Here is a 12,093-nt window from a genome sequence, read left to right on the forward strand (position 1 = left end):
AAAAAAGGATGATATGGATATGAGTACAAATAACTTAATGATTGAAGAACATGGACATTTAGGCCAAATCAGTTTAGATCGCGTGGCAAGTTTAAATGCCTTGTCTTTGGAAATGATTCAAGGGATTCAACAGCAATTAGCACTATGGGCTGATCAAACTAATATTCATGCTGTACTTATTCGCTCAAATAGTCCTAAAGCATTTTGTGCAGGTGGCGATATTCGTTATCTCTATGATAGTTATATGAATGGTAAAGAAGAACATCAAGCTTATTTTCAAGCTGAGTATGAAATGCTGAATAGCATTCGTGCGTATGAAAAACCCATTATAGTCATACTCGATGGCTATGTACTTGGCGGTGGATTTGGCTTGGCGCAAGCATGTCATGTGCTTATCAGTAGCGAAAAATCAAAATTTGCCATGCCTGAAACTGCCATTGGATTTTTCCCAGATGTGGCTGCGACACACTTTTTATCACGTTTAGATGATATTGGTGTGTATATGGCAACTACAGGCGATCAAATCAGTGCCAGCGATGCGTTGTATCTAGATTTGATTGACTACCATGTTCCGAGTGAGCAACTTGTTCAATTAGAAGAAGAATTAAGAAATTCCAAGCAACTAAGCAAGGAAAATATTGAACAATTGATTGCGAAATATATTACTCGACCAGCGGAAAGTGAACTTAGTCAAAATGCAGATTTAATTCGTAAGCATTTTGGTTTTGAGAGCATTGATGCCATTGAAAATAGTCTTGAAAATGAACAGCATAATGATGCTCAAGTGTGGGCGCTAAAAATACGCAATACCTTGGAACAACGATCTCCAATCGCGAAAAGAATCAGTTTACAACTCCAGCATTTAGGTCGTGGTCTTTCACTGAAGCAATGCATGCAAATTGAACGACATTTACAAGACGTTTGGTTTCAACATGGCGATATTGTCGAAGGTGTGCGCGCATTAATTGTGGATAAAGACAAACAGCCAAAGTGGCAACAGTCTAGTCCGGCTTTAGACAAAATAATGGAGGAAATATCTATTTAATGAGTGATTTAAAAAACTTTAACGATTCAAACCATTGGTCAATATTCATACTTAATTTCTTATTCGATATGAACAAGTGACTCAACGTAAATTAAACATATAAGATCTAAAAATATTGATTTTCAAGAAGAAAATCATCAAATAAACCAGGCATCGTGAAAATGCAACATAGAAATATCTTGCAGAATAAGGAAGATAGCAATGCAAAATGTACAGGGAAATACAGCTCCACCAGCCAAGTCCTCGCATCGTTTAGCGGGTATTTCCAGTATGGTGGGTACAACCATCGAATGGTATGACTTTTTTATCTACGGTGCTGCCGCAGCACTCATTTTCAATCGACTTTTTTTCCCAAATCTTGATCCGTTAACGGGCGTATTGGCAGCATTTGCTACTTATGCTGTAGGCTTTATTGGTCGTCCACTCGGTGGCATTGTTTTTGGCCATTTTGGCGATAAAATTGGTCGTAAATCAATGTTATTGGTCACACTAATGTTGATGGGTATTCCAACGGTGATGATTGGGTTGTTACCGACTTTCGAAACCATTGGTTATTGGGCAACGGTCTGTTTAATTATTTTAAGATTTATACAGGGCATGGCCATGGGTGGAGAATGGGGCGGAGCAGTCCTCATGGCGGTAGAGCATGCGCCAGCGGGTAAAAAAGGCTTTTGGGGAAGTTTACCGCAAGCCAGTACAGGTGGTGGTTTATTGCTCGCTTCGGTAGCTTTAGGCTTAGTCTCAATGTTGCCTGAAGAAGCACTATTTAGCTGGGGTTGGCGTCTGCCATTTTTAGCCAGCATTATTTTACTGGCTGTAGGTTGGTATATTCGAGTGAAAGTGCCTGAGTCACCAGACTTTGAAAAAGTTAAAGCTCAAACCGAAACAATTAAAGTTCCAGCAAAACAAGTGTTTAAAAATCATCCTAAGCAGTTGATTACGATTATTTTATCTCGAGCTGCTGAAAATGCTTGGTTCTATTTAGCATCGACATTTGCTTTAGCCTATACAACCACACAGCTAAATATTCCTAGACAAGACATTTTGTTTGCAACGATTTGTGGTGCTGCGGTCATCATGGTCATTACGCCAATTTTTGGGCATTTGTCTGATAAAGTTGGGCAAAAAAACATGTTCAGATTTGGTTTATGCGTACTGGCTTTATACAGCTATCCATTTTTTGCAATGTTAAATACCAAGGATCCTGTATTGGTTTGGACGGCCATTGTGATTGGTATTGGCGTAGTTTTTCCTTTGATGTATGCGCCGCAGTCACAGTTATTTTCACGCCAATTTCCAGCAGAAATACGTTATAGCGGTATTTCAATCTCAGTTCAATTTGCAGGCGTGCTAGGTGGTGGTTTAGCTCCATTAATCGCGACGAAATTGTTGAGTATTGGTGATGGAAGCCCCAATTTAATTATTGCCTATATTTCAGGCTTTGCAGTGATTGCGATTATTGCGTCATCATTTTTAAAGCCGGATCAAATAGAGCAAAAAACAAAAGCATTTAGCAGTAAAGAAATTAAATCTTCATAAATCAAAAATCAGGTAAACAGTAGGCTGATTTAAATATAGAAATTAATGTGAATTAGCCATAGCAATCGTTGTTATGGCTTTTTTCTTGTCTGAGGATTGTAGCAGGACAAATAATATTGTCAGTATTGCGTAGGATCTTGGCGGCACAAAATATGTTTGATGTGTAAGAGCAACAAATCAAGTTTGTTACACAGATGAAAGATTTAAGCACCAATAAATTAAAAAATATTAAATATCAAAGTCTTAATTATACTTGTTATTCACCAATTAAAATGTCTATGCGATAAACCATTTAAAATGTCCTGTTTTTAACCACAAGAGTCAAGCACAGGATTTAAGTTTCTTTGTTCAACAACAGCTTTCTGAGCTTTACGACTTGGCATACTTTTCTTGGCCCGGGAACGTTTATTCTGTTTTTCTAGTTCTTCATGCTGCTGTTGAATATGCGCCAGGACTGAACCTAACCGTTTATTCTCAACAATCTCATTTTGCTGTAGCCCAGCCAATTTATTGAAGATGCTGTAGTTGAGCTTTCGTCCTTCATGCATGAGGGCCACAGTGCCATCCGGATACTCCAGAAATGCAATGTATTGCCCAGCAAGCTTATGATTCAGCTCTGTCGGTTCAAGCAGATAAATACATTTGTCATAGGTAATCGTCAGGTTCTTGGTGACCTTACGCGGTTCCTGCCAGGTAAAAATATCATCCAGTTCAAGATCAGATTCGGTTAATGGACGATGCAGGTTCTTTGAGTTTCGCGCACATTTGGCGAACTTCTGATTGAACTGCTCAATAAAGCAGGGCAACCAGGCATTTGCTTCTGCAATCGAACAGATGCCTTCCAGGCGCATCTCCTTGATCAAACGGTCCTGAAGGGTTCTATTCGCTCGCTCTACGCGACCCTTCGCCTGTGGGGAGTTGGCGAAGATAATATCAATGTTTAACTCATTCAGAATCCGCCCAAATTGCGTGATCTTGCTGTCTTGGCTGGATTTTTGATTAACTCTGAATACCGAATGTTTGTCGCTATAAAAGGCTAGAGGTTTGCCGTATTGTTCAATGTAGGCTCGGGTTGAAAGCATGTAGTCAAAGGTCGTTTCAGCCTCACAAAAGCGCAGATGCAACAGCTTTCCAGTAGCATCATCGATATAAACCAACAAGCAGCATTTTGCAGCTCGACCTTCAAACCAGTCATGATATGAGCCATCAATTTGGATCAGTTCACCGAAGCAATCCCGGTTATAACGTGGCTGATATGGACGCTTCAGGCGCTTGGATCGCGGAATCCACAGGTCATTGGCCGTCATCCAGCGCCGAAGCGTTTCTACCGGGATATTCAGGTCAAACATGCTGCTGAGCTTCTCATGCGCCAAGGTGGGTCCAAAGCCCAGCAAATGTTCAGCAATAATGGAAAGGCACTTTGATTTTAACAAGTCATCATGGCGACGATGGCCAGGTTGACCACGACTGGCATGTGCCATACCTGAGACACCATCTTGATTGAGCTTCTGCAATAACCGGGTAATTTGACGGGTGGAAAGATTTAGGATTTCAGCAGCACGGACCTGGGTAATACGATGATCTCGAACGTCTTGCAGAACTGCAAGCCGTTGAATTTCTTTGTCAGACATAGTGATCAGCATCTATATTTATATCCAGTCCATGGTGATAAAAACCATCATAAACTAGACATTTTTATTGGTGAGAATATAGACACTTTAAATGGGTTCTAACAATACTATTTCGTATAATATATATTATGTTAAATAGCATATCCAAGACTGTAGCCTACGCAACCTCAGTTGGTGCTACAGCTCGACATCGTGAATCCTAGTAAAATTATATTCACGATGCCGAGTACGCTAATGAACATAATATACGTTATGCCGAAATCAGAATCTTATCAATTGGCGAATCTGACGTTCCTGATGTTTAAATTCAAACCCTCTCATTTTTTCAACTCACTCAGGTTATAATGATGGCTTCCCAAAATATGATTGATCTATTATGAACGCCTCTAATGACCCTTTACATGGCAAAAAACTTGCTGATATTTTGGATGAATTATTAGATTACTACGGTGGTTTTGAAGGCTTAAGTCGTAAAATTGAAATTAGATGTTTTTGCATCGATCCAAGTGTTAAATCATCATTACGATTCTTACGCACTACACCATGGGCACGTGAAAAAGTAGAAAGCTTATATTTGTATGTCTTACGCCAAAAAGCCAAACAGAAATCGTAACGATCAAAAAACCAACTTCAGATATCTTTTATAGCCATTACCTAGCAGTTTATGTTTTAAGATAAAATAAACGACTGAATCCTTCTAGCTGTTCCTTGCACACTGTATCTTCGCCTTCGATTTATTTTGACCCTTATTATGAGCAATCCTTTTTCCCAGCATCCTCAAATTGGTGTAGTCACTACATTTTCTGAATTGATTCACAGTCATTTTAGCGGTCAAATGAATGCGCTTTGCTGGCAACGTAGCTTACAAGGTGATTTTAAAGAAATAGTTGAAAAGTTAGAACTTATCGAAAATATTACCGAAGTTTCTGTAAAAGATCTGATGAAGTTAACACTTTCATCGCAAGGCTATTTAGCCAGAGAAGTTATTTTAAATGATCTGCAACAATTAACAGAATTTGGTGCATCACCTTCGTTGAACTTGCTCAAATGTTATGAACGAGATGATGAATTCGATTTCATCTCAACCGATGTTTATTCCTTTCATGTCGATCGATCACCTATCGCTACCGATACCTTTTTATGCACTTACTATGGTGCCGCTAGTGATATTGTGCCAAATGATCACGTCACACAAAAAATCTTAATTCCTGAAATACGAGAGCAACTCAAAGCTTTATACGATGGTCCTGTCTCAGAATTTGATGACTTTTTAGCGGAATATTTTTTTGATTTACATTATCAGCTCAAAGAAAATGCTGTGCCTGTAAATCTAGGCAATGGTCATCTTTGGCGTTTAGCGGTGGATCATCCTACACAGCAAGTTTTGCCTTGTGTACACCGCGCACCTGTTGAAAATTCAGGTGAGTATCGGCTTATGCTGATTTGCTGATTTTAAATATTGATGGATCTTGAGTCCATACGATCCATTCTGTCTAATGAATGAATCGTATGGGGTAATGCCATATCGTTTTAATCTTGATTGATTAGTCTAGATTATTTAGATCGAGCTGTATTAAGCCAGCGGTAGAGCACGGGCAATAGCACCAAGGTCAGTAAGGTGGAAGAAAGAATACCGCCAATCACCACAGTCGCTAAAGGTCGTTGTACTTCTGCACCTGTACCTGTTGCCAAAGCCATTGGTACAAAACCTAAAGAGGCAACACAGGCGGTCATCAGTACTGGGCGTAATCGAAGTACAGCGCCCTGCCATACGGCTTCATGTAATGGATATTTTTCCCTCAGTTCTTTAATAAAGGTCAGCATGACTAGACCATTCAGCACAGCAACACCTGAGAGCGCAATAAAACCAATACCCGCCGACATCGAAAGTGGAATATCCCTAAACCAAAGAAGCAGTACACCGCCGGTTAAAGCAAAGGGTACGCCAGTAAAGACCAGCAGACTTTCTTTCACATTATGAAATACTGCCATTAATAAAATAAAGATGGTCAGTAGTGCTAAAGGAATGACAATTTGCATTCTTGCTTTGGCAGATGCAAGGTTCTCAAATTGACCGCCATATTCAATCCAATAACCGCTTGGTAATGCATATTGTTTCAGCTGAGCCTGCATATCCGCCACAAAAGAACCTAAATCACGGCCTTCAACATTGGCAGTTACTACAATACGGCGTTTACCATTCTCACGGCTGACTTGATTGATCCCATCTACATTAGACACTGTGGCAACATTTGAAAGTACAATACTGCCACCATTTGGCAACTTTAACGGGAGTTGTGAAATCGTGCTTACATTACGATCTTGATCATTTAAACGAATAACAAAGTCAAAACGGCGATCGCCTTCTAAAATCTCCCCTACACTTTGTCCGCCTACACTGGCTGCCACAGTATCCTGTATAGATTTAACACTTAAACCATATTGCGCAGCCAAAGCCTTATCTATTTCAATATTTAATAAAGGTAATCCTGCGGTTTGTTCAACTTTTACGGCGCTACTCCCCGCAACTTGCTGCATAATTTTGGCGATTTTAGTGGCTTCTGTGTTGAGCACTTGCATATCATCGCCAAATATTTTAACGCCCACATCACTACGCACACCTGAGATCAACTCATTAAAGCGCAGTTCAATAGGTTGGGAAAACTCACTGTTATTGCCAGGAATCGTAGCCACATAAGCCACCATACGGGCACGCAGTTCATCCACACTTTCTTTAGGGTTCGGCCATTCATTTCGTGGTTTAAGCATAATATAACCATCGGAAATGTTCGGAGGCATTACATCGGTTGCCACTTCTGCTGTACCTGTACGAGCAAATACAGCCTGAATCTCTGGAAATTTTTTCAACAGCAGTTTCTCAGCGTTTTCCTGCATTCTTAATGATTCTTCTAAACCAGTGCTAGGAGAGCGCATCAGTTGAACTGCAAAATCACCTTCACTCAGCTGTGGTGCAAACTCACTGCCAATTTTAGTGCTTAAAAGCCCAGTAATGAGCAGTAAACACAGTGCAAAAGTCATTACCACAGCCTTGTAATGAAAGGCTGTATTTAATATTCGAAGATACTGCTTTTTCAGCCAAGTCATCCAACGGCTTTCTGTTTCTTTAATTTCACCTTTTACCCAAAGCGCTACAGCAGCAGGTACAAATGTAATAGACAGAATGATCGCCGCCACAAGTGCCAATACCACAGTTAATGCCATCGGATGGAACATTTTTGCTTCTACACCACTTAAAGCAAAAATTGGCAAATACACCACTAAAATAATCAACTGACCGAATATCAGCGGACGGCGTGCCTGACGAGCAGCCAAAAAGACTTCTTTAAAGCGTTCATTTTGCGTTAATGGACGTTTCAACGTTTGCTGTGCATGGGCTAAACGTCGTATACAGTTTTCAACAATCACCACTGCACCATCAACAATAATCCCGAAATCAAGCGCGCCTAAGCTCATTAGGTTCGCGCTGATATTCTTTTGTGCCATACCGGTTAAGGTAAACAGCATGGATAGTGGAATAACGCAGGCAGTAATTAAGGCGGCACGGATATTACCTAAAAAGATAAATAAAATGATGATGACCAGAATTGCGCCTTCAACCAAGTTCTTTTGAACGGTTTTAATGGCTTTCTCTACCAATATGGTACGGTCATACACTGTTTCAATTTTTACCCCTTTGGGTAAGCTGGCTTGAATGTCTTTAATTTTGGCATCTACAGCTTTCGAGACAGTTCGGCTATTTTGCCCCATGGCCATCATGGCAATACCTAAAACGGTTTCTTCGCCGTTATAGGTTGCACCACCTGTGCGCAAATCATGCCCTATCGATACTTGTGCAATATCACCCACCCGAATTGGACTGCCGTTTGGGCTGTCAATCATCGTGTTTTCAATATCTGTAATGGTATTTAAGGTTCCCGGCACTCGAACTGTTAACTGCTGACCATTTTCCTCAATAAATCCTGCACCACGGTTTTCATTATTTTCTGTAAGCGCTTGCTGTAATTGTTCTAATGACAGGTTCAGCTGTTGCATGCGGTTTAAATCAGGTGAAACCACGTAGGTTTTATTAAAACCACCAATACTGTTGACCTCGGCAACACCTTGTACACGCTGTAATTGCGGACGCACAATCCAGTCCTGAATTTCACGCAAATCCATCGCGCTATATGCCGTACCATCTGCTTTTTTTGCATTGGGTTCTGCTTTCAGCACCCATTGATAAATCTCGCCCAAACCTGTCGAAACTGGCGACATCGTCGGAGAAACCTGAGCTGGCAATGACGACTGAACTTCCTGTACCCGCTGATTAATTTGCTGACGTGCCCAGTAAATATCCGTACCGTCTTTAAAGACAATCGTGACTTGTGACAGGCCATAACGGGAAATAGAACGGGTCAACTCCAAATCTGGAATACCTGCCATCGCATTTTCAATCGGATAAGTAATCCGCTGTTCAACTTCTAACGCTGTAAAGCCATTGGCCTGCGTATTAATTTGCACTTGGGTGTTGGTAATATCAGGTACTGCATCAATCGGCAGTTTTTGATAACTGTAAATCCCGACGGCAATCCATGTGCAGACAAACAGCATCACCCAAATTGCATTTTGAATTGAAAACTGAATAATGCGTTCGAATAGACCTTCTGGCTTTGGTAAATCTGTGTTCGGGTTCTCTGAATTAGTGTTCATGGCCAGCCTCGTCTTTTTCCAGTTCAGATTTCAGTAAAAAACTGCCTTGGGAAATATACTTTTGCCCTGCCTCAAGACCCGAAATCACTTCTAGCCATTGCCCATCACTGGATGCTTGTCCAAGTTTTAGCGCTTGTGCTTTTAAATGCACTTGGCCTTTTAGCTCAGATTCAACAATAAAAATACTGTCTTGACCCTCAATACTTTGCACGGCGGACTTTTGCACCCGTAATGCTTTTTTAGTACCTGAATCAGCCAATAGCACGTTGACCATCACATTCGGGCGAAGCTCAGCAGATTGTTGTTTTAATTTGGCACGTACCACCAAGCGTCCCGTTTGCACATCTGCCTTTGACGTCAGGCTTTGTACCTCTGCGCTATAGAGCTGATCTGAGCCATTGATTTTGAAAGAGACGTTTTGACCCGTTTGTAATTGTGCGGAATATTGATGAGTTAAGTTAAATTCTAGCCACAAATCTTTTAGCTGTTCAATGGTGAACAATTGATCTGCCAATTGCACATTTTCACCTACAACAATATCTTTTTGACTGATTACACCTGCAATAGGCGCACGAATGATAAATCGTCCGTTTTGACCGCTATTCGCGCCCAAAGCTTGCAAGCGCGATTGTGTCGACTGTACGCTAATTTGAGCCTGACGATAGGCATTTTCAGCACGCTGAAAGTCCTGTTTGGCAGAAATCCCTTGAGACCATAGCTTTTGCTCACGCTGATAATCTTGGCGAGACAAATCTAAATTGGCTTCTGCCATACGCAAATTAGCTTGCTGATCAATTAATTCAGGCACAGAAAGCACAGCTAGAGTTTGCCCTTTTTGTACGGTTTGACCGAGTGCCACACTGACTTGCTCGACATGTCCGCTAAAATTTGGGGAAATATGTGCCTGCTGATCTGTATTGACGGCCAATTTACCCGGCAATTGAATAATATTTTCGACCAGACCATTTTCCGCAGTCGTAATTTTAATTCCTTGTTCCACCATTTGCTGAGCACTAAGCTGAAGTTCACCTTCTTCTGCGTGTTCTGCTTCAGCATCACTATCATTAGCCTCGTTATGCTCTCCCTCACTCTCAGTTTTATCTGCATCGGATTTGTTTGTACTTAACCAAATAGCAGTACACAGCATCAGCGTTAAGCCAATCAAAACTGCAATCATCAAAAGCTGTGAAATTTTTCCATCTTGTTTAATTTTCATGTGATTAACTGCCTTATTGTGCTGATGCGCTGTTGATGAGGGTTTGGGATGCTTCAATGGCTTTTTTATTTAGTTGGCTATAAGCATCTGAACGGCTGATTTCTTCATAACTAGTGCCAATACTTAGGGCTTCAGCACTGAGTGCGCTCTGCCAAGCCTGCGCCAAAATTTGCATTTGGCTAAGTCGAAGGTCTTGGAGTTGTTTTGTGGTTTGTTGTACGTCTGTAATGGCAAATTTCCCTGCCTGAAAACCTTGCAAAGTGCGGTTTTGAACCTTTTCAGCCAAGCCAATCTGACTGCCTGTGGCATCAAACTGAGTACGCAGACCTTTAAGCTGGTGAATACTGTTTGCAATATCTAAAACTTGCTGTTTTAACTCGCGCTGTTGCTGATGATTTAATAAAATTTGCTGTTTTTGCGTCATTGGGATGGCATATTGCTGGCGGTTAAAAATATTTAGCGGAATATCCACACCAAGCACCAAGGCCGTATCATTGGCGTCAGTTGGAGACTTAGTACGTGACATGCCCATATTTAGGGTTGGGTTTGGGCGTGCCTGTACTTTTAAATGTTCAATTTGCTGATTTGCCTGCTGAATATTCAAGGCATACAATTTTTGTAGCCAACCTTCCGATAAATTACGCTCAACTAAACTTTGGCTCTGTTCAGGCCAAGGCGTAACGCTGTTATTCAGTCCGATTTTCGACGTGGTTTCACCCCATAAATTAGAAAGCTGACGCGCCGCAGTTTGCTGTTTTAAAACTGCTTGTTGGTATAGACGTTGTATTTCCAAAGCTTCAATTTGAGCACGCTCCACATCCACCAAAGCGATACTGCCTGCTTGATAACGTTTTTGTGCACTGTCTAAATTAGATTTACTGAGTTTGAGCTGTGTAGCGTAAATCGATTGCTCATTTTGAGCGATGGCTAGCTGTGACCATGCAAACTTCACAATCAACTGACTTTGCGCATTCCAAATTTGCTGTTGCAACTGTATTTGCTGTGCAGAGGTACTCGCGAGTGCTTGATTGATTTTACGCTGACCGAATACATCCATTGGCTGGCTGATTCCGATACTGAGCTCTTGATCTTGATTTTTACCAAAACCATTTTGTTCAATCGATAGGCTTGGGTTCTGCCAGAGCTTGCTTTGGCGCACATTAAAATCAGAGATTTGCTGTTGTTGTTGCCAAATATCTGTTTGTGCTTGGTAATTTTGTACTTTGGCAAATGCAGATTCAAAACTACTGACATTTTCGGCAAACGTACTTTGTAAGGCCGTCGAAATACCGACAGCTAAGCCTAGACGTATAAACGCCGTAAAATATAAAGACATGATTTTTCCCACTCATTTATTAAAAAAAGTGGCAGGAATGTTTTAGGCTACCCCGCCATTAGCGGGGCATAAACAGGAGGAGGTGTTTGCAGTAATAAATCAGGGGCTTGATAAAGATTCTTCCAAACAAATTTTGGCGAATATTCAAAGGCCTGATGTGCAATAAAAAGAATCGATTGTTGATTTTGTACAATCAAATGCGTCATAGAAGGCAAATGGTCTTGATGATCTTCACCAAGTTGCAGATCGTTAGCGATATTTTTGACTGGTTTACTACTGGATTCATCAGATGCTTGATGCAACGAATGCTGTGGATTCGTTTCATTGCTAACGCATAAGGTATTTTGATGATGACCAAAATGATAGCTTTGAACAACTTGAGTTTGCTCTTCATGCACACAGAAAGCGGCTGCCACGTTCCAAAGGCTTTGGAACATGAACAATCCAACTAAGACTGTTATCCATGTCGCAGAACGCATATTGCATCAATCAAGAAAATTTTAACGATTATAAAGCTTGGAGTTAGTCGAAGGTCAAGTGAATCTTTGAATTTGTCTTAAAAATGGCTTGCCTAAGGGATATAACGTAACGTATTCGCTTTAATCCCCTGACACGG

Annotated in this window: 9 protein-coding genes; 4 read left to right on the forward strand and 5 right to left on the reverse strand. The window is 40.9% G+C overall.

All coding sequences use genetic code 11. The features are described from left to right. The first annotated feature begins 13 nt into the window (after positions 1–13). Complete coding sequence (locus FTU05_RS00165) at positions 14–1,045, forward strand: enoyl-CoA hydratase/isomerase family protein (protein WP_257228803.1); 1,032 nt, start codon at positions 14–16, stop codon at positions 1,043–1,045. Between the two features lie 201 nt (positions 1,046–1,246). Further along, positions 1,247–2,584 carry an MFS transporter gene (locus FTU05_RS00170; RefSeq protein WP_180008152.1) on the forward strand — a complete coding sequence of 446 codons (1,338 nt, stop codon included), beginning with the start codon at positions 1,247–1,249 and terminating at the stop codon, positions 2,582–2,584. Positions 2,585–2,892: 308 nt separating this feature from the next. On the opposite strand, the gene FTU05_RS00175 is transcribed toward FTU05_RS00170, so the two are convergent. Continuing rightward, positions 2,893–4,227: an ISNCY family transposase gene (locus FTU05_RS00175; protein ID WP_180163863.1), complete on the reverse strand. Its 1,335-nt coding sequence runs from the start codon at positions 4,225–4,227 to the stop codon at positions 2,893–2,895. 364 nt (positions 4,228–4,591) lie between these two features. Between FTU05_RS00175 and FTU05_RS00180 the strand changes: the two genes are divergently transcribed. Continuing rightward, on the forward strand, positions 4,592–4,828 hold the full coding sequence (locus FTU05_RS00180; RefSeq protein WP_003651786.1) for a VF530 family DNA-binding protein: 237 nt from the start codon (positions 4,592–4,594) through the stop codon (positions 4,826–4,828). Positions 4,829–4,966: 138 nt separating this feature from the next. Next, positions 4,967–5,665, forward strand: a complete 699-nt coding sequence (locus FTU05_RS00185; protein WP_180163865.1) for a DUF1826 domain-containing protein — start codon at positions 4,967–4,969, stop codon at positions 5,663–5,665. A 104-nt stretch (positions 5,666–5,769) separates the two neighbouring features. Here the strand turns inward: FTU05_RS00185 and FTU05_RS00190 are convergent, their stop codons facing one another. The 4 genes from FTU05_RS00190 to FTU05_RS00205 are packed head-to-tail and all read right to left on the reverse strand — an operon-like array spanning position 5,770 to position 11,956. Continuing rightward, complete coding sequence (locus tag FTU05_RS00190) at positions 5,770–8,925, reverse strand: efflux RND transporter permease subunit (protein WP_180163867.1); 3,156 nt, start codon at positions 8,923–8,925, stop codon at positions 5,770–5,772. After that, the gene (locus tag FTU05_RS00195) at positions 8,915–10,141 is read right to left on the reverse strand and encodes an efflux RND transporter periplasmic adaptor subunit (protein ID WP_180163869.1); all 1,227 of its coding nucleotides are present in this window, start codon (positions 10,139–10,141) and stop codon (positions 8,915–8,917) included. The genes FTU05_RS00190 and FTU05_RS00195 overlap by 11 nt, the downstream gene beginning before the upstream one ends. A gap of 13 nt (positions 10,142–10,154) precedes the next feature. Next, complete coding sequence (locus FTU05_RS00200; RefSeq protein ID WP_180163871.1) at positions 10,155–11,477, reverse strand: TolC family protein; 1,323 nt, start codon at positions 11,475–11,477, stop codon at positions 10,155–10,157. 47 nt (positions 11,478–11,524) lie between these two features. After that, positions 11,525–11,956, reverse strand: coding sequence for a cation efflux protein, CzcI-like (locus tag FTU05_RS00205; protein ID WP_218953175.1), 432 nt, complete (start codon positions 11,954–11,956; stop codon positions 11,525–11,527). Between the last annotated feature and the right edge of the window lie 137 nt (positions 11,957–12,093).

Source organism: Acinetobacter sp. YH12049, from assembly GCF_013419875.1.
Lineage (GTDB): Bacteria > Pseudomonadota > Gammaproteobacteria > Pseudomonadales > Moraxellaceae > Acinetobacter > Acinetobacter amyesii.

Excerpts from the sequence above, each read along its gene's own strand:
- FTU05_RS00185 (WP_180163865.1), top strand. The coding sequence starts at position 4,967 with ATGAGCAATCCTTTTTCCCAGCATCCTCAAATTGGTGTAGTCACTACA.
- FTU05_RS00180 (WP_003651786.1), top strand. The coding sequence starts at position 4,592 with ATGAACGCCTCTAATGACCCTTTACATGGCAAAAAACTTGCTGATATT.
- FTU05_RS00200 (WP_180163871.1), bottom strand. The coding sequence starts at position 11,477 with ATGTCTTTATATTTTACGGCGTTTATACGTCTAGGCTTAGCTGTCGGT.
- FTU05_RS00170 (WP_180008152.1), top strand. The coding sequence starts at position 1,247 with ATGCAAAATGTACAGGGAAATACAGCTCCACCAGCCAAGTCCTCGCAT.
- FTU05_RS00175 (WP_180163863.1), bottom strand. The coding sequence starts at position 4,227 with ATGCTGATCACTATGTCTGACAAAGAAATTCAACGGCTTGCAGTTCTG.
- FTU05_RS00195 (WP_180163869.1), bottom strand. The coding sequence starts at position 10,141 with ATGAAAATTAAACAAGATGGAAAAATTTCACAGCTTTTGATGATTGCA.
- FTU05_RS00205 (WP_218953175.1), bottom strand. The coding sequence starts at position 11,956 with ATGCGTTCTGCGACATGGATAACAGTCTTAGTTGGATTGTTCATGTTC.
- FTU05_RS00190 (WP_180163867.1), bottom strand. The coding sequence starts at position 8,925 with ATGAACACTAATTCAGAGAACCCGAACACAGATTTACCAAAGCCAGAA.
- FTU05_RS00165 (WP_257228803.1), top strand. The coding sequence starts at position 14 with ATGGATATGAGTACAAATAACTTAATGATTGAAGAACATGGACATTTA.